Annotated in this window: 15 protein-coding genes and 1 other RNA gene; 11 read left to right on the forward strand and 5 right to left on the reverse strand. The window is 71.3% G+C overall.

Translation table 11 applies throughout. From position 1 onward, the window contains the following. Positions 1–86 precede the first annotated feature (86 nt). A complete protein-coding gene (locus FDF13_RS10705; RefSeq protein ID WP_175406956.1) occupies positions 87–1,001 on the forward strand; it encodes a Nif3-like dinuclear metal center hexameric protein in 915 nt (304 codons plus the stop codon). A gap of 2 nt (positions 1,002–1,003) precedes the next feature. Then, a complete protein-coding gene (locus FDF13_RS10710) occupies positions 1,004–1,735 on the forward strand; it encodes a hypothetical protein (protein ID WP_137319619.1) in 732 nt (243 codons plus the stop codon). A 166-nt stretch (positions 1,736–1,901) separates the two neighbouring features. Here FDF13_RS10710 and yaaA read toward each other — a convergent pair whose 3' ends face one another. Continuing rightward, the gene (gene yaaA, locus FDF13_RS10715; RefSeq protein WP_137319620.1) at positions 1,902–2,654 is read right to left on the reverse strand and encodes a YaaA family protein; all 753 of its coding nucleotides are present in this window, start codon (positions 2,652–2,654) and stop codon (positions 1,902–1,904) included. A gap of 109 nt (positions 2,655–2,763) precedes the next feature. On the opposite strand from yaaA, the gene rnpB reads away from it, so the two are divergent. Continuing rightward, positions 2,764–3,141, forward strand: an RNA gene (gene rnpB, locus FDF13_RS10720) — RNase P RNA component class A. Here the strand turns inward: rnpB and ppgK are convergent. Then, positions 3,140–3,979, reverse strand: coding sequence for a polyphosphate--glucose phosphotransferase (gene ppgK / locus FDF13_RS10725; RefSeq protein WP_137319621.1), 840 nt, complete (start codon positions 3,977–3,979; stop codon positions 3,140–3,142). The two genes, rnpB and ppgK, sit on opposite strands and share 2 nt — an antisense overlap. A gap of 41 nt (positions 3,980–4,020) precedes the next feature. Further along, the gene (gene map, locus FDF13_RS10730) at positions 4,021–4,926 is read right to left on the reverse strand and encodes a type I methionyl aminopeptidase (RefSeq protein ID WP_137319622.1); all 906 of its coding nucleotides are present in this window, start codon (positions 4,924–4,926) and stop codon (positions 4,021–4,023) included. An 81-nt stretch (positions 4,927–5,007) separates the two neighbouring features. Here map and FDF13_RS10735 point away from each other — a divergent pair, with 81 nt between their 5' ends. Beyond that, on the forward strand, positions 5,008–5,721 hold the full coding sequence (locus FDF13_RS10735; protein ID WP_137319623.1) for a FadR/GntR family transcriptional regulator: 714 nt from the start codon (positions 5,008–5,010) through the stop codon (positions 5,719–5,721). Between the two features lie 131 nt (positions 5,722–5,852). On the opposite strand, the gene ald is transcribed toward FDF13_RS10735, so the two are convergent. Further along, positions 5,853–6,971, reverse strand: coding sequence for an alanine dehydrogenase (gene ald / locus FDF13_RS10740; protein ID WP_137319624.1), 1,119 nt, complete (start codon positions 6,969–6,971; stop codon positions 5,853–5,855). Between the two features lie 210 nt (positions 6,972–7,181). Here ald and FDF13_RS10745 point away from each other — a divergent pair, with 210 nt between their 5' ends. From FDF13_RS10745 to FDF13_RS10755, 3 genes are read left to right on the forward strand one after another with little or no spacing between them, the layout of a single operon-like run. Then, on the forward strand, positions 7,182–7,382 hold the full coding sequence (locus FDF13_RS10745; RefSeq protein WP_137319625.1) for a hypothetical protein: 201 nt from the start codon (positions 7,182–7,184) through the stop codon (positions 7,380–7,382). A gap of 8 nt (positions 7,383–7,390) precedes the next feature. Further along, positions 7,391–8,728: a glutamine synthetase family protein gene (locus FDF13_RS10750; protein WP_137320473.1), complete on the forward strand. Its 1,338-nt coding sequence runs from the start codon at positions 7,391–7,393 to the stop codon at positions 8,726–8,728. After that, entirely contained in the window at positions 8,728–11,757 is a 3,030-nt protein-coding gene (locus FDF13_RS10755) for a bifunctional [glutamine synthetase] adenylyltransferase/[glutamine synthetase]-adenylyl-L-tyrosine phosphorylase (RefSeq protein ID WP_137319626.1), read from the forward strand. Before FDF13_RS10750 ends, FDF13_RS10755 begins: the two co-directional genes overlap by 1 nt. A 48-nt stretch (positions 11,758–11,805) precedes the next feature. Here FDF13_RS10755 and glgC read toward each other — a convergent pair whose 3' ends face one another. Beyond that, positions 11,806–13,080, reverse strand: a complete 1,275-nt coding sequence (gene glgC / locus FDF13_RS10760) for a glucose-1-phosphate adenylyltransferase (RefSeq protein WP_137319627.1) — start codon at positions 13,078–13,080, stop codon at positions 11,806–11,808. A gap of 172 nt (positions 13,081–13,252) precedes the next feature. On the opposite strand from glgC, the gene glgA reads away from it, so the two are divergent. From glgA to FDF13_RS10780, 4 genes are all read left to right on the forward strand, one after another. Further along, positions 13,253–14,437 carry a glycogen synthase gene (gene glgA / locus FDF13_RS10765; RefSeq protein ID WP_137319628.1) on the forward strand — a complete coding sequence of 395 codons (1,185 nt, stop codon included), beginning with the start codon at positions 13,253–13,255 and terminating at the stop codon, positions 14,435–14,437. A gap of 2 nt (positions 14,438–14,439) precedes the next feature. Continuing rightward, complete coding sequence (locus tag FDF13_RS10770) at positions 14,440–15,915, forward strand: ATP-binding protein (protein WP_137319629.1); 1,476 nt, start codon at positions 14,440–14,442, stop codon at positions 15,913–15,915. Then, a complete protein-coding gene (locus FDF13_RS10775) occupies positions 15,900–16,598 on the forward strand; it encodes a response regulator transcription factor (RefSeq protein WP_137319630.1) in 699 nt (232 codons plus the stop codon). The genes FDF13_RS10770 and FDF13_RS10775 overlap by 16 nt, the downstream gene beginning before the upstream one ends. Before the next feature lie 130 nt (positions 16,599–16,728). Beyond that, a complete protein-coding gene (locus FDF13_RS10780) occupies positions 16,729–17,199 on the forward strand; it encodes a hypothetical protein (protein WP_137319631.1) in 471 nt (156 codons plus the stop codon). Positions 17,200–17,202: the final 3 nt, after the last annotated feature.

Below are 17,202 nucleotides of genomic sequence, written 5' to 3' on the forward strand. Positions count from 1 at the left end.
GACACACTCCCAGCCGTGTCCGCTCCGTGAACCGCACGGCCGCGCAGCACTGCGGGCGCGGGACCGCGGTGTACTACGGTGGCCCCATGAGCACCGCGACAGTGACGACGATCATGGACCTGTGCGAGGAGCTGTGGCCGGCCTCCTACGCCGAGAGCTGGGACACCGTCGGCCTCGCGGTCGGTGACCCCGCGGCTCCGGTGCGCAGACTCCTCCTCGCCCTCGACCCGGTCGACTCCGTCGTCGCCGAGGCGGTCGACGGCGGGTACGACATGCTCGTCACCCACCACCCGCTCCTCCTGCGCGGGATCACCTCGGTCAACGCCGGCACCCTCAAGGGCGGAGCGGTCCACGCCCTCATCCGGGCCGGCGTGGCGCAGTTCAACGCCCACACGAACGCCGACTCCGCCCGCGGCGGGGTGACCGACGTCCTCGCCGAGGTGCTCGGCCTCACCGGGACGACGCCGCTCGCCCCCACCGCCGAGGCGCCCGCCGGGGTGGGCATCGGCCGGGTCGGCGACCTGTCCGGGCCGCAGACCGTCGAATCGCTCGCCCGCCGCCTCGCCGCGGTGCTCGATGCCACGGTGACCGGTGTGCGCATTGCCGGCGATCCGGACGCCGAGGTCACCCGGGTGGCCGTGCTCGGCGGAGCGGGGGATTCGATGTTCGATGCCGTGCGCGGCTCCGGCGCCGGGGTGTACATCACCTCGGACCTGCGCCACCACCCCGCGACCGAGGCCCGCGACACCGCGAACCGGACCGACGGCACGCCCCATCTCATCGACATCTCCCACTGGGCCGCCGAGGCGCTGTGGCTCGACCGGGCAGCCGATCAGCTCGCGACCGCCGCGGAATCCGCCGGCCATGAGATCGACATCGCCGTGTCCCGGATCCGCACCGATCCGTGGACCGTGCGGATCGACCAGCCGCTCGACTCCCACTCCGGACCCGCGCCCGCCGGCCCGGTCTTCACCGACCCGTCCGCACCGACCGAGGACTGAGCATGCACCTCACCGACACCGCACACCGCGCCCTCCTCGACTGGATCGACCTCTCCGCCCGGCTGCGGAAGAACACCCACGCCGCCAAGCAGACCGAGCTCCTCGAGCAGCTGCGCGGACTCGCCGCCGAGCACCAGGCCAACGCCGAACGCATCGCCGCCCTCGAGGCCACCCGTGCTGCGGAGTCCGAGCGCGCCACCGCGCTCGAGACCGATGTCGCCGCCCGCGGGGCGACGATCGAGCGGATGGAGTCCCGGCTGGCCTCCGGCGAGGGGCTGACCTCCCGGGACCTCGTGGCGCTCCAGGGCGACATCGAGACCGCGAAGACCGCGCGGGAGAAGGTCGAGGAGGACCAGCTCACCAGCCTCGGCGCGGTCGAGGAGCAGGATGCGGAGATCCGGGACCTGCGGCAGGAGGGCGCGGCGATCGCCGCCCGCGGCAAGGACCTCCAGACCGAGCGCAAGGCACGCGCCGAGGAGCTCGCCGCCGAGGCCGCGGAGCTCGAAGCCGCGCGCGCCGGCACGGCGGAGAAGCTCCCGACCGACATCCGGCAGCGGCTGAGCGCGAAGGAGACCGCGGGCCAGATCGGTGCCGCAGTGCTCGCTCACGGCACCTGCGGCGCCTGCGGCGACGAGCTCAGCGGCGTCGCCCGCGATGCGCTCTCCGGTTCCGAGCCCGGCACGGTCGTCGAATGCGACTCCTGCGAGACGCTCCTCGTCACGCCGCTGGGCTGACGGCACGGACCAGCTGGACGGCCGCGGTGCGAAGCGCCGGTTCCGGAGCCACCTCAGTGCGGTTCTGGCACTCAACAGCCACTGCAGTGCGGTTACTCGCTGGTATCCGCACCGGACTGCACCCGGAACCCCGCTGGCGACTGGAACCCGGACCCGCTCCGGCGCCTCAGCCGGGCAGGATGATGTCGAGCCGGGCCGGCTGCCGGCCCTGCGGGGGAGTGAACTCGACCGCGTGGTACCGCTTCGCCGCCGTGACGAGGCCGCGGAAGTCCTCCGGCAGCGTGGCCCGGGAGCGCAGCAGGCGGCCGACGAGCTCTCCGCGCGTGTGCTTGGCGTTGTGCGAGACCACGGTGCGCCGGCCCCGGGACTCGGTGTACACGTCGACGACGGCGGTGCGCTCCGGCGGGCCCGGCCACGACTTCCGGTACTCCGTCGATCGGCAGTCGAGGACGAGCTGCCCGGCGAACTCGTCATCCAACACCGGCGTGAGGCGGGTGCGCCACCAGGTGGAGAGCACCTGGCCGGAGAGCCGGGTCTTCATCGACAGGCGGTAGGCGGGGATCGGGTCGAGTGCGGCGACGATCCCGAACAGCGCCGAGGACACCCAGACGTGCTCGAGCCGGGCACGCGCCGTCGGGGTGAGCCGGCCGAGCGCCGAGTAGAGCACTCCGGAGTAGGTGTCGAGCGCCGGCGCGCAGGGGATCTCGGTGAGCCGCGTGTTGCGGGCGACGTCCTCGGCGATGCCCGCCCCGACGCCCAGCCGGTCGAGCGCATCCGGGGCGGCGGACACCTCGGCGAGTGCATCGAGCACCTCGGCGCGGGCGCCGGTGAGCTCCGGCAGGCTGAGCGCGTCGAGGTCGAGGCGCGGTCCGGTCGCGGCGGGCGTCTTGCCCTCGGAGGGTGGGAGGAGGATGATCACGGTCCACCATCCTAGAGGCCGCCCAACCGCCCCCTGACCCGGGGTTATGCTCAGCGAGGACGGCGTGGCCCGGGCTCGGGCGGCCTGCGACTACACTGGGTGATCGAGGACAGGTCGCCGGACGGTCGCGGCAGCGGGAACGCTGACGAGGAACGTCCGGGCTCCGCAGAGCACAGCGGTGGGTAACACCCACCCGGGGCGACCCGCGGGCACGTGCAACAGAGAGCAGACCGCCTGCCTGCCTGGTGCAGGCCGGTAAGGGTGAAACGGTGGTGTAAGAGACCACCAGGGTTCCGGGTGACCGGAATCGCTGGGTAAACCCCGCTGGGAGCAAGATCAGACAGACAGCGTCCGAGGGCTGCTCGCCCGAGCTGTCGGGTGGATCGCTCGAGGCCGTCGGTGACGGCGGCCCTAGACAGATGACCGTCGAACGGTGTCCGGGCAACCGGCCCGTGGACAGAACCCGGCGTACAGGCGGCCTGTCCTCACCCCTTGTGCTTGCGCACCTTCGCCCGGCCCCCGTTGGCCGCGAGATACGCCGCACCCACCGTGCCGGCGTCGTTGCGGAGCTCGGCCGGCACGATCTCCGCGCGCAGCCGAAGCAGCGGCAGGAACTGCTCGTGGCTCTTCGAGATCCCACCGCCGACGATGAACAGGTCCGGGGTGAAGAGCATCTCGAGCATCGAGTAGTACTGCTGCAGACGCTGCGCCCACTCGGCGTACTCGAGCCCCTCGCGGACCTTGACGGATTCCGCCGCCTGCGTCTCCGCATCCGCCCCGTTCATCTCGAGGTGACCGAGCTCGGTGAACGGCACGAGCACCGCATCGTGGAACAGCGCGGTGCCGATCCCCGTGCCGAGCGTCGTCATGATCACCGTCTGCTTGCGGTGGCCCCGCCCGGCGCCGAAGGTCATCTCAGCCAATCCGGCGGCATCGGCGTCGTTCATGACGAAGCAGCTGCGGCCGGTGGCCCGGGTGATCGCCTCGGGCAGGTGCTCGCCGATCCAGCTCTGGTCGAGGTTCGGGCAGAACAGCACCGTGCCCTCCTTGACGACGCCGGGGAAGGCGACGCCGAGCGGCAGCCGGGCGAGCGCCGCGGCGTCGGGCACGACCTTCTTGCGCACGGCCTTGTCGACCACCTGGTCGACGGCATCGGCCACCGCACCCACGACCGCCTCCGGGGTGGCGGGCTTGGGGGTGAGCACGCGCACGCGCTTGAACGGCAGGGTGCCGTCGACGAGGGACACGAGGCCGACCTTGATCCCGGTGCCGCCGATGTCGATGCCGATGCCGTAGGGGGTGTCGGAGTGGAGGAAGTCGGTCATGATCCGCCTTTCGGGGAACGGGTCGGGCTCGTGGGGCGGCGTCAGGCCGCCGGGCCGTGGAAGATCCCGGTGGACTCGTCGGGCAGGGTGAGGATGTCGGCACCGGATTCGGTGACGACGAGGGTGTGCTCGAACTGTGCGGAGCGCTTCCGGTCGGCGGTGACGATGGTCCAGTCGTCGTCCCAGGACTCCCACTTCTCGGTGCCGAGATTGAGCATCGGCTCGATGGTGAACACCATGCCCGGCTCCATGACCTCGTTGTGGGCCGGCGCGGCGTCGTAGTGGGGGACGATGAGGCCGGAGTGGAACTCGCGGCCCACCCCGTGCCCGGTGTAGTCGCGCACGACGCCGTATCCGAACCGTCCGGCGTACTTCTCGATGACGCGGCCGATGACGTTGATCTCGCGTCCCGGCTTCACCGCCTTGATCCCGCGCATCGTGGCCTCGTACGTGCGCTCGACGAGCAGCCGGGACTCCTCGTCGACCTCGCCGACGCAGAAGGTGTAGTTCGTGTCCCCGTGCATCCCGTCCTTGTACGCGGTGATGTCGAGATTGATGATGTCCCCGTCCTGCAGGACGGTGGAATCCGGGATGCCGTGGCAGATCACCTCGTTGATCGAGGTGCAGATCGACTTGGGGAAGCCGCGGTAGTCGAGGCAGGACGGGTAGGCGCCGTGGTCGCAGAGGTACTCGTGGGCGATCCGGTCGAGCTCGTCGGTGGTGACGCCGGGGACGATGGCGCGACCGGCTTCGGCGAGCGCGTTGCCGGCGATCCGGCCGGCCGCCCGGATGCGCTCGATCTCCTCCGGCGTGTAGTGGTCCCCGCCGCGTCCCTCGTCCGGCACCGCACGGCCCACGTACTCCGGACGCGGGATGTCGGCGGGGACGCTGCGGACGGGGGAGACGGTTCCTGGTGTGAGGGTGCCCAGCGGCGCGTGTGATGTCATGATGCGGCCAGTCTAATCGGCGTCCGGCCCGGTCCGCAGTCCGCGGTGCGGGACTAGGATGGAGGTTCCCGAGGAGGTCGCATGAGCACACCGCTGTCCGGTCTGGGCGACGGTCTGGGGGACGTCGTCGTGATGACGAGCGCGCCCCAGCAGATCGCCGACCACATCATGTCCTCGATCGCCGTCGGCGCCCTCCCGGTGGGTTCGGCGCTGCCGCCGGAGCGTGAGCTCGCCGCGGCGATGCAGGTGTCACGGTCCTCCGTCCGCGCGGCCCTCGACCGGCTCGAGCGCGGCGGCTTCATCGTGCGCCGGCGCGGGCGGGGCGGCGGCACCTTCGTCGCGGAATGGGACTCCCGGGCACTGGCCGGGATCGAGGACCGCCTGCAGGAGTTCCACCGCACCCGCATCGACCTGCTCGATGCGCGCGCCGTGGTCCAGAACCGGGCCGCGCTGCTCGCCGCGCAGCGGCGCACCGCGGCCGAGGCCGAGGAGATCGCCGGGCTCGCCGAGGCCTACGCCGCCCAGGCCGATGCCGCCGGGGCCCGGCTCGCCGACGCCCGCTTCCACCACGCCGTGGCCCTCGCCGGGCACAACCCGGAGATCGTGCGGATCGTCACCGATCTCGACCGGCGGATCAACACCGGCTTCCGCCACGATCCGTTCTCGCCGGAGCTCTTCGCCCGCGCCTGCGCCGACCACTCGGCGATCGTCGAGGCGATCCGCGACGGCGACGGCCCTGCCGCCGGCCGGCTGTGCGAGGAGCACTTCCGGGCGACGACGATGATGGCCGGCTGACGGCCCGCTCCCGCGCGAGCACGCCGGCGGCCCGCCCGCTCCCGGCTGCTCACAGGGGACGCCCGCGCACGCCGGCGGCCCGGGAGCCGAAGCTCTCCGGGCCGCCGCTGGGCGCAGCCAGAGGGCCGTGCTCAGGCGTCGATCGCCTCGGCCGGCGTGATGTGCTCGAGACCGAACGCCTCGGCGACGTTCTCGTTCGTCACCTTCCCGGCCTGGACGTTGAGGCCGCGGGCGAGCGCCGGGTCGGCCACCAGCGCCTCGCGCCAGCCGGACCTCGCGATCCGGGCGGCGTAGGGCATGACCGCGTTCGTCAGGGCCTTGGTCGCGGTGTTCGGCACCGCGCCGGGCATGTTCGCCACGCAGTAGTAGACCGAGTCGTGCACCGGGAACGTCGGATCGTCGTGGGTCGTGGGCTTCGAGTTCTCGAAGCAGCCGCCCTGGTCGATCGCGATGTCGACGAGCACGGAACCGCGCCGCATGCCCTGCACCATCTCATCGGTGACGAGCTTGGGGGCGCGCTTGCCGGGGATGAGCACGGAGCCGATGACGAGGTCGGAGGTCTCGAGGGCACGGGCGATCTCGTAGGGGTTCGACACCGTGGTCTGCAGGCTCGCACCGTAGATCTCGTCGAGGTGACGCAGCCGCTGGGCGTTGATGTCGATGATCTCGACCTCGGCGCCCATCCCCATGGCGATGCGGGCGGCGTTCGTGCCGGCGACTCCGGCGCCGATCACGGTGACGCGGCCGCGGCGGACCCCGGGCACGCCGGCGAGCAGGATGCCGCGACCGCCGTTGGCCTTGAGGAGCGTGTGGGCTCCGACCTGGGTCGACAGCCGGCCGGCGATCTCCGACATCGGGGCGAGCAGCGGCAGACCGCCGCCCTCGGGCTGCACCGTCTCATAGGCGATCGCCGTGGTGCCGGCCTCGCGCAGAGCAGTGGTGAGCGGCTCGTCGGCGGCGAGGTGGAGGTAGGTGAAGAGGATGAGGTCCTCGCGCAGGCGGCCGTACTCCTCGGCGATGGGCTCCTTGACCTTGAGCACCATCTCACCGGCCTGCCAGACCTCGGCGGGATCCTCGATGATCTCCGCGCCGGCCTCCCGGTACTCCTCGTCGCTGATCGAGGAGCCGATGCCGGCGCCGGCCTGGACGACGACGGTGTTGCCGCCCTCGACGAGCGTGTGGACGCCTGCGGGGGTGATGGCCACGCGGTTCTCGTTGTTCTTGATCTCTGTCGGGACGGCGATCTTCATCGATTCTCTCCCTCGGGGGTGGCGGCGTACGCCGCCGGGGTATCGGGTCACCACACTGTACGCCCCTAAAGGTCGGCCGAGCAAACCTTTAGACGGTGGGACGGGGACGCGGCCCGGCACGGCGGTAAGGTGGGAGCGGAACTCGCCAACCGCGTGCGGACCGGGGGCGCAGCCGCCCCACCGCACCCCCGCAGCTGAAGGAGACCCGAGATGTCGGACGCGAACACCGATGCCGGTGCAGAGAAGTTCTGGTACAACACCAAGACGAACCAGGTGGAGAAGGGGCGCGCGAGCGCGTGGGAGAACCGGATGGGCCCCTACGACACCGCCGAGGAGGCGCAGAACGCGCTGTCCCGGGCCGCGGAGAACACCGCGGACTGGGAGTCCGAGGACCGGGACTGGAAGTCCTGATGGGATCCATGAACCGCCAGCAGGAGTTCGTGCTCCGCACCGTCGAGGACCGCGACGTCCGGTTCATCCGGCTGTGGTTCTCCGACGTGCTCGGCCAGCTCAAGTCCGTCGCCATCGTCCCGGCGGAGCTCGAGGGCGCATTCGGCGAGGGCATCGGGTTCGACGGCAGCTCCGTCGAGGGCTTCTCCCGGGTGTTCGAGTCCGACATGGTCCTGCGCCCCGACCCCTCGACCTTCTCGCTCCTGCCGTGGCGCGGGGAGTCGGAGCCCACCGGCCGCATGTTCTGCGACATCTACTCGCCCGACGGCCATCCCGCGGCATCCGATGCCCGCAACGTGCTGCGCCGGACCATGGATCGGGCGGGTGAGCGCGGCTTCACCTTCTACGTCCACCCTGAGATCGAGTTCTACCTCTTCGAATCCGGGGAGCTCGGCGGCCGCCCGCCGGTGCCCGTCGACACCGCCGGCTACTTCGACCACGTCAACGGCGGGACCGCCAACGACTTCCGCCGGACCGCCGTGCAGACGCTCGAGGCGATGGGGATCTCCGTCGAGTTCTCCCACCACGAGGCCGGCCCCGGCCAGAACGAGATCGATCTGCGCTATGCCGACGGCCTCACCATGGCCGACAACGTCATGACCTTCCGGGCCCTCGTCAAGGAGGTGGCGCTGCAGCAGGGCGTCTACGCATCCTTCATGCCCAAGCCGCTCGCCGACCGGCCCGGCAACGGCATGCACACGCACATGTCGCTGTTCGAGGGGGAGAGCAACGCCTTCTACGAGCCGGCAGGGGAGTACCAGCTCTCGCAGACCGGCCGCCGGTTCGTCGCCGGCCTGCTCCGCCACGCCGCGGAGATCAGTGCCGTGACCAACCAGTACGTCAACTCCTACAAGCGGATCTGGACCGGCCACGAGGCGCCGAGCTACATCTGCTGGGGCCACCGGAACCGCTCTGCGCTGATCCGGGTGCCGCAGTACAAGTCCGGGAAGTCCTCGTCGGCGCGCATCGAGTATCGCGGCATCGACTCCTCCGCCAACCCGTACCTCGCCTACTCCGTCATGCTCGCCGCCGGGCTCAAGGGGATCGAGGAGGGCTACGAGCTCCCCGAGGAGGCGGAGGACAACGTGTGGACGCTCAGCGACAACGAGCGCCGCGCCATGGGCATCGAGGCGCTGCCGGCGAGCCTCGACGAGGCGCTGGCACGGATGGAGGACAGCGAACTCGTCGCCGAGACCCTGGGCGAGGAGGTGTTCGACTTCTTCCTCCGCAACAAGCGCGAGGAGTGGAACGACTACCGTGCGCAGGTCACCGAGTACGAGCTCGGCCGGCACTTCACCGCACCCTGATGCGCACGCGACGCGGCGACCCGGCGCGCTCGGGCGGGGCGGGGACGTCCGCCCGGGCCCAGCGGTTCATGGGCGAGGCGGACGAGCTCCTCGGGGCCGAGGTGCTCGCCGGCCCCGCCGTCGCCGGCCTGCTCAGTGCGGCGGCGGATCCCGACGCCGCCGCGCTCGGCGTCCTCCGGGTCGTCGAGGCGGTGGCCCGCGAGGGGGAGGGGGATCGGCTGCGTGCCGCCCTCGCGGGGTCCCCGGCCTTCCTGTCCCGTCTCATCCTGCTCGCCGGCGCCTCGGAGGCGAGCATCGATCACCTCGTGCGCTGGCCGGACTCGGTGTTCGTGCTCAACGGCGAGGACACCCACCTCATCGTCGGCTCCGAGGACGCCGCACCGGACGCGCTGCGGCGGACGCTGTTCACCGCCGTCGGCGCTGATCCGGATGCCGAGCTCCCGACCGCGACGATGACGGGGGAGGAGGCCGTGGCCGCGCTGCGCCGCCGCTACCGCGACCTGCTCGTCCAGGTCACTGTCGACGACCTCGCCGCCCTCGAGCCGACATCGATCGTCGAATCCGTCACGGCGCTGCTGAGCGACCTCGCCGCCGGGGTGATCGACGCCGGTCTGACGATCGCCCGCGCGGAGACCGAGGACGCCGACACCGCCTCGCTCGCCGTCATCGGGATGGGCAAGTGCGGGGCGCGCGAGCTCAACTACGTCAGCGACGTCGACGTCGTGTTCTGCTACGCCGCGCGCGGCGAGGCCCCCGACGACACCGCAGCCCGGGCCGCGACCCGCCTGGCGCTGCGGCTCGTCGAGATCATCAGCGGCTCCGCGGCCGAGCCCGCGCTGTGGGAGCTCGATGCCGCGCTCCGCCCGGAGGGCAAGGCCGGACCGCTCGTGCGCAAGCTCGAGGAGTTCGACCACTACTACGCCGAGGTCGCCCACAACTGGGAGTTCCAGGCCCTGCTCAAGGCCCGCCCGATCGCCGGCGACGCCTCACTCGGCGCCGCCTGGTACGACACCCTCAACCCCTACGTGTGGACCGCCTCCGGCCGCGATGGGTTCATCGAACAGGTCCGCGCGATGCGGGTGCGGGTCGTCGACCTCATCCCCAAGAAGGAGACCGAGCGGCAGATCAAGCTCGGCCCCGGCGGGCTGCGCGATGTCGAGTTCTCCGCCCAGCTCCTCCAGCTCGTCCACGGTCTCGCCGACGACCGGATCCGCGTCCCCACCACCCTGCGGGTGCTCGCCGCGCTCGGCGAGACCGGGTACATCGCCTCCGCCGATGCCGCCGATCTCGCCGAGGCCTACCGCTTCATGCGGGTCGTCGAGCACCGGCTGCAGATCCCCCGCATGCAGCGCACCGCCCTGCTGCCCGACCAGGAGTCGAAGCTGCGCACGCTCGCGCGCAGCGTGTACGCGCTCGGCGACCGCTCGGAGGGGCGTCTGGCCGACGACCGCACCGCCCACAGCAAGCGGGTGCGCGGCCTGCACGAACAGATCTTCTACCGCCCGATCCTCGAGGCCGCCGCGGGGCAGGACGCGCTCACCGCGATGTCCGCCGAGGCCGCTCGAGCCCGCCTGGCCGCGTTCGGGTACCGGGGCACGAAGGCCGCGATGGGCCACATCGCCGCCCTGACCTCCGGGGTGAGCCGCGCCGCCGTCGTGCACCGCCAGGTGCTGCCCGCGCTCCTCGACTGGTTCTCCGAGGGCGTCGACCCCGATGCCGGCCTGCTCGCGTTCCGGCGGCTCTCGGAGTCCCTGTCCGGGTCGAACTGGTACCTCAAGCTGCTCCGCGACTCCGGGGTCGCCGCGCGGTCCATGGCACAGGTGCTCTCCCTGTCGGAGTTCGCCACCGGCCTCCTGCTCCACAATCCCGCGGCCGCCGCCTGGCTCGACGATCAGGAGCGCCTGCAGCCGCGCAGCGTGGACTCGCTGCGCCAGGAGGCCGCCGGTCTCCTCGAGCGGCACGGCGCCGAGGCGGTCGAGCCGATCCGTGCGCTCTACAGCCGCGAGGTGCTCCGCACGGCGCTGGGCGACGTGCTCGACGCCGTCGAGCTCCCCGCGATCCCCGGCATCCTCTCCCAGCTCATGGAGATCACGATCGACGCCGCGCTGTCCGCCGTGCGCGCCGGGCTCGACGCCGAGGCCGATGTCCCCGACTACGAGTTCGCGGTGATCGCGATGGGCCGGCTCGGCGGGGCGGAGATCGGCTACTTCTCCGATGCCGACGTGATGTTCGTCCACCGTCCGCTGGTGGACGACCTCGACTCCGAGGCCTCGGGGCGTCTGACGGCGCACGTGAAGAAGGTGGCGCTGGCGCTGACCTCCGCGCTCGGCGGCACCGGATCCGCGAGCCTCGAGATCGACATCGACGCCGACCTCCGGCCCGAGGGCAAGTCCGGCCCGCTCGTCCGCGGACTCGAGTCGTACCGCCGCTACTATGCCAAGTGGTCGGAGCCCTGGGAGGCGCAGGCGCTCCTGCGCGCCCGCCCGATCGCCGGTTCGGGAGAGCTGCGCGAGGCGTTCGACGCGCTCATCGACCCCCTGCGCTATCCCGGCGAGGTCCCGGTCTCATCGCTGCGGCAGATGCGCCGGCTCAAGGCCCGGATGGAGAGCGAGCGGCTGCCGCGCGGGGCGGACCCCAAGCGGCACATCAAGCTCGGCCGCGGCGGGCTGTCCGACGTCGAATGGACGGTGCAGCTCCTGCAGCTCCGCCATGCGGCGGATCATCCCGGCCTGCGGACCACCTCGACGCTCGGGGCGCTCCACGCCGCGGTGGAGGCCGGGCTCGCGGGGGAGGACGATGCGCGGACGCTCGAGACCGCCTGGTCGATGGCGACCGCGCTGCGGTCGGCGGTGATGCTGTTCCGCGGCCGCACCGCCGCTGCGCTGCCCGCCGACCACACCGAGCTCGAGGCCGCCGCCCGACTCATGGGCTACCGGCCGGGCAGCGCGCAGCGGCTCGCGGAGGAGTACCTCGGGGCGACCCGGCGTGCGCGCAAGGTCATGGAGCGGCTGTTCTACGAGTTCGACTGAGCCGCACTCAGGGGTGGGGCCGCACCACACTCAGGGGAAGGGCCGCACTCAGGGATGGAGTCGCGGGGCGTCGTCGAACGGGTCGTCGTTGACGGTGTGGTTCTTCGGCACGACCGTGAGCCCGCTGTCGGTGACGGTGAAGCCGCGTCGCCGGTCGACCTCGGGGAACAGCCCCACGGTCTCGCCGGGCGGCACCACCGAGTTCTTGTCGAGGATCGCCCGGTGCACCCGCGCGCCGCGGTCGATCCGCACATTGTCCATGGCGACCGAGGCGGACACCGCCGCGAGCGAGTCGACGGTCACCCCCTGGGAGATCACCGAACCCTCGACGTAGCCGCCGGAGATCACGACGCCGGGGGAGACGATCGAATCGACGGCGCGACCGGGCTGGTGGTCGATGTCGTGGACGAACTTCGCCGGCGGCAGCACCGTGTGGCGGGTGTAGATCGGCCAGCGCATGTTGTACAGGTCGAACGACGGGACCGGGGCGATGAGGTCCATGTGGGCGTCGTAGAACGAGTCGATCGTCCCGACGTCCCGCCAGTAGCCGTGATCCTTGCTCCCGGACCCGGGGATGACGTTGTTCGCGAAGTCGTACACGCCGGCCTCGCCGCGGGACACGAACGAGGGGATGATGTCCCCGCCCATGTCGTGGGAGGAGGAGTCGTCCTTGGAATCGGAGACGACCGCGTCGATGAGCGCCTGCGCATCGAACACGTAGTTGCCCATCGAGGCGAGGAACTCGCCGGGGGAGTCGGGCAGGCCGGGGGTCGAGGCCGGCTTCTCGACGAAGGCGGAGATCCGGCTCGGGTCGTCCTCGACGGTCTCGATGACCCCGAACTGCTTGGACAGGGCCACCGGCTGCCGGACGCCGGCGACGGTCGCGGGCAGGCCGGATTCCAGGTGGGCGTCGATCATCTGCCGGAAGTCCATCCGGTACACGTGGTCAGCGCCGAGCACCGCGACGATGTCGGGCTTGGCGTCGAAGATCAGGTTGAGGCTCTGGAAGATCGCGTCGGCGCTGCCCTGGAACCAGCGCTTGCCCACCCGCTGCTGGGCGGGCACGGAGGCGATGTAGTTGCCGAGCAGGGAGGAGAACCGCCAGGTCTCGGAGATGTGCCGGTCGAGCGAGTGCGACTTGTACTGCGTGAGCACGACGACCTCGCGCAGGCCGGAGTTCACGAGGTTCGACAGGACGAAGTCGATGAGCCGGTAGCTGCCGGCGAACGGGACTGCGGGCTTGGCGCGGTCATAGGTCAGCGGCTGCAGTCGCTTGCCCTCGCCACCGGCGAGGACGATGGACAGTACGCGGGGATCCGACATTCGCAGTCCTTCTCCGATGGAGGTCGAGGGGGCACTTCTCACTCTATTCGCTCGCCCCACCCACGCCAACACTCCCTGTGACCTGCGGTTCGCCCGCAAGCGCACCCGACAGCGAACGCCCTGCGCTCCGGCGCCGCTCACGCCCGCAGGGGGTCCGTGATTAGATTGGGGCGTGCGTACAGACATCGTGTCCAAGGAATTCCCGCCCGAGGTCTACGGCGGTGCCGGCGTCCACGTCGCCGAGCTCAGCGCCGTCCTCGCGAAGCTCATCGACGTGCGCGTCCACGCCTTCGGCGACCGTCGCGACATCCCTTATGCCACCGGCTACCCAGAGCTGTCGGCGCTGGCCGACCAGAATGCCGCGATCCGCACGCTCGGCGTCGACCTGTCGATGATCGCCGGGATCGCCGGGGCCGACCTCGTGCACTCCCACACCTGGTACGCGAACATGGCCGGCCACCTCGCCTCCCTCATGTACGACATCCCGCACGTGCTGTCCGCGCACTCCCTCGAGCCCCTGCGGCCGTGGAAGGCCGAGCAGCTCGGCGGCGGCTACGCGATCTCCTCGTGGGCCGAGCGCACCGCCTACGAGCACTCCGCCGGCGTCATCGCCGTGTCCGAGGGCATGAAGCGCGACATCCTGCGCGTCTACCCGCAGATCGACCCCGGGAAGGTGCGCGTCGTCTACAACGGCATCGACTCGAGCGCCTGGCAGCCGAACGAGGACACCGCGGTGCTCGACGAGTACGGCATCGACCCGCGGCGTCCGAGCGTCGTGTTCGTCGGCCGGGTGACCCGGCAGAAGGGTCTGCCCTACCTGCTGCGCGCCGTCGCCCTGCTGCCCGAGGACGTCCAGGTGGTGCTCTGCGCAGGCGCACCGGACACCCCGGAGATCGCACAGGAGGTGGCCGGGCTCGTCGCCGAGCTGCAGGAGACCCGCTCCGGCGTCGTCCTCATCGACACCGTGCTGCCGCGGGAGAAGCTCACCCAGCTCCTCACCCACGCGACGACCTTCGTGTGCCCGAGCGTCTACGAGCCGCTCGGCATCGTCAACCTCGAGGCGATGGCCTGCGGCGCGCCGGTCGTCGGCACCGCGACCGGAGGGATCCCCGAGGTCGTGCTCGACGGCGACACCGGGATCATCGTGCCCATCGATCAGCTCGACGACGGGACCGGCACCCCGAAGGATCCCGAGGCGTTCGTCCGGGACCTCGCCGAGGGCCTCACCCGCATGGTCTCCGACCCCGACCGCGCCCGCGAGATGGGCAGGCGGGGTCGGCAGCGTGCCGTCGACACCTTCTCCTGGGAGCAGATCGGCCGTGAGACCGTGCAGGTGTACGAGTCCCTGCTGCGCTGACGATGCGGGCGCGGCTGCGGGAATCGGCGAGCTCGTTCCGGGGCCGCACCCTCCTCGTCGTGCTCTCCACGATCTTCGCCGGCCTGCTCATCGCCGGCGGCCTGAGCTTCGCGTTCCAGGCCAAGAGCGCCTCCGACCGGGCGAACAACGAGCTCGACGACGAGATCGCCGACCTCCGCACCCTCTCCGCGGCCGGCGACGCCGAGGGCGTGCCCTTCGAATCGCTCACCGAGCTGCTCTACGCCGCGATGACCGCCGACGTGCCGGGCGCGCACGAATCCTTCGCCGCGATGATCGACGGCGAGATCGTGTACGTGCCGGCCGGCGAACGCACCGTCGACATCACCCATCCGGCGCTGCTGGCAGAGATCGAGAGCCGCAGGACCCCTGACCGGACCGTCACCACCGACGTGTCCTACGAGTCCGAGCTCATGCGGGTGGCGATCGTCCCGGTCACCGTGCCCGGCGACGAGTCGCAGGGCTACTTCATCATCGCCTACGACCTCGGACGGTTCTACGACGAGGTCGCACAGGGCGCCTGGATCTACGCCGGGGTCAGTCTGTTCACGCTCGTCCTCGTCGGGGTGCTCGGCGCCGGGGTGATGGCGCGGATGCTGCGTCCGGTGCACGAGATCAACGAGGTCGCCGGGAGGGCCGACGCGAACGATCTCAGCGCGCGCGTCGCGGTGACCGGCACCGGCGACGAGATCGACCGGCTCGGCGCGAGCTTCAACTCCATGCTCGACCGGGTCCAGGACGGGGTGGAGGAGCAGCGCCGCTTCCTCTCCGATGCCGGGCACGAGCTCAAGACGCCGCTGACGATCATCCGCGGCAACCTCGAGGTCGTCGACGAGACCGATCCGGCCGACGTCGTCGAGACCCGTGACCTCGTGCTCGACGAGGTCGACCGGATGAGCCGCATCGTCGCCGACCTCTCGCTCCTCGCCGCAGCCGGGCACGCCGACTTCATCCGGATCGGCCCGGAGTCCGCGGCATCGATCGTCAGCGAGGTCGCCGCGAAGGCCTCGAGCCTGGGCCCGCAGCGATTCACCGTCGCCACCTCCGTCGATCAGGAGATGGTCATCGACCGGCAGCGGATCGCGCAGGCCCTGCTCCAGCTGTGCCGCAACGCGGTGAACCACACCCCGCCGGAATCGAGCGTGGTGATCTCGGCTGCGGCCACCTCGTCCCCGGCCACCCACCCCGAGGCCGGGCCGGCGGTGCTGTTCCGCGTGGCCGACGACGGCCCCGGCATCCCGTACGAGGAGCAGCCGCACATCTTCGACCGGTTCCGCCGCGGATCCGGCAGCGGCGGCACCGAAGGCTCCGGCCTCGGGCTCGCGATCGTCGCCGCGATCGCCCACGCGCACGGCGGCTGGGTCGACCTCGAGTCCCGGCCCGGACACGGCGCCGCATTCACCATCGTCGTCCCCCGCACCCCCTGGAGAACGGAGCCGGCACCATGGCACACATCCTGATCGCCGAGGACGAGGCGAACATCGCCCGCTTCATCGCCAAGGGCCTGACGAAGGCCGGGCACACCTCCGACGTCGCCGCAGACGGCATGTTCGCCCTCCAGTCCGCGCTCCACGGGGCGTACGATCTCATCGTGCTCGACGTCGGGCTGCCGACGATCGATGGCTTCGCGATCCTCGCCGCGCTGCGGGAGTCGAAGAACACCACGCCGGTCATCATGTGCACCGCACGGACCTCGAGCGAGGACACCGTGCACGGTCTCACCGGGGGAGCCGACGACTACCTGGCGAAGCCGTTCCAGGTCTCCGAGCTCGTCGCACGGGTGGAGCTCCGCCTGCGCGACCACCAGCAGCACCGGGCGGAGGCGGCGCCGGCGACGGAGGCGCTCCCCCTGCGTGCCGGGGCGATCGAGCTCGATGCGCACGCCCGCACCGCAATGGTCGGGGATCGACGGGTGGACCTGTCGGCCCGGGAGTTCATGCTCGCGGAGCTCTTCGTCACCCATGCCGGCACGGTGCTCTCGCGCGACCAGATCCTCGAGCGGGTGTGGGGGCTCGACTCCGACGGCCGGTCGAACGTCGTCGAGGTCTACGTGCGGTACCTGCGCCAGAAGTTCGGCGCGGAATCGATCGAGACGGTGCGCGGCCTGGGCTACCGGATGCTTCAGGATCCGCCGGTCGGCTGAGGAGCCCGCGTGACCCGGACACCGGCCCCGGGCCGCACCGGGGCGGATGAGAGATTTCTCATACGCGACTCATCCGCGGCTCATCCCCGGCCGGGACCATGGAGACATTCGTAGGAGGAAGGCGGAACCCGTGCGCACCCTGATCACCATCGGCGCCCTGATGCTCGCCCTCATGGCCGGGATCGGGCTGTGGGTGACGGATTCGATGTCCCCGACGGATTCCCAGAGCGAACCGATCGTCGGCAACTCGCAGGACGCCGGTGCAGGGGAGACCGAGGCCGCCGAGGGCGCGGAGGGGGAGGCCGGTCTCGACCCCTCGGAATCCGCGGCACCCCCGGCGGGCGAGGCCGAGCGGCCGGAGTTCCAGGTCGAGCGCAGGCAGCCCGCACCCGAGCGCGAGAGCTCCGGGGGCGGAGGTTCCGGCAGCGGCGGCTCCGGCGGGGGATCGAGCAGCGGCGGCGGAGGCGGATCCGCCCCGCAGGAGGTCGCTCCGCCCCCGCGCGCGCCCGGCGGCGGAGGGGATGACGATGACGACGACTGGGACGATGACGACTGGGACGACAACGATGACGACGACGATGACGATGATGACGACGACTGAGCC

Origin of the sequence: Brevibacterium sp. CS2 (assembly GCF_005280295.1) — a bacterium.
Lineage (GTDB): Bacteria > Actinomycetota > Actinomycetes > Actinomycetales > Brevibacteriaceae > Brevibacterium > Brevibacterium pityocampae.

Coding starts and splice junctions, on each gene's coding strand:
- FDF13_RS10705 (WP_175406956.1), top strand. CDS start 87: ATGAGCACCGCGACAGTGACGACGATCATGGACCTGTGCGAGGAGCTG.
- FDF13_RS10710 (WP_137319619.1), top strand. CDS start 1,004: ATGCACCTCACCGACACCGCACACCGCGCCCTCCTCGACTGGATCGAC.
- ppgK (WP_137319621.1), bottom strand. CDS start 3,979: ATGACCGACTTCCTCCACTCCGACACCCCCTACGGCATCGGCATCGAC.
- map (WP_137319622.1), bottom strand. CDS start 4,926: ATGACATCACACGCGCCGCTGGGCACCCTCACACCAGGAACCGTCTCC.
- FDF13_RS10735 (WP_137319623.1), top strand. CDS start 5,008: ATGAGCACACCGCTGTCCGGTCTGGGCGACGGTCTGGGGGACGTCGTC.
- ald (WP_137319624.1), bottom strand. CDS start 6,971: ATGAAGATCGCCGTCCCGACAGAGATCAAGAACAACGAGAACCGCGTG.
- FDF13_RS10745 (WP_137319625.1), top strand. CDS start 7,182: ATGTCGGACGCGAACACCGATGCCGGTGCAGAGAAGTTCTGGTACAAC.
- FDF13_RS10750 (WP_137320473.1), top strand. CDS start 7,391: ATGAACCGCCAGCAGGAGTTCGTGCTCCGCACCGTCGAGGACCGCGAC.
- FDF13_RS10755 (WP_137319626.1), top strand. CDS start 8,728: ATGCGCACGCGACGCGGCGACCCGGCGCGCTCGGGCGGGGCGGGGACG.
- glgC (WP_137319627.1), bottom strand. CDS start 13,080: ATGTCGGATCCCCGCGTACTGTCCATCGTCCTCGCCGGTGGCGAGGGC.
- FDF13_RS10770 (WP_137319629.1), top strand. CDS start 14,440: ATGCGGGCGCGGCTGCGGGAATCGGCGAGCTCGTTCCGGGGCCGCACC.
- FDF13_RS10775 (WP_137319630.1), top strand. CDS start 15,900: ATGGCACACATCCTGATCGCCGAGGACGAGGCGAACATCGCCCGCTTC.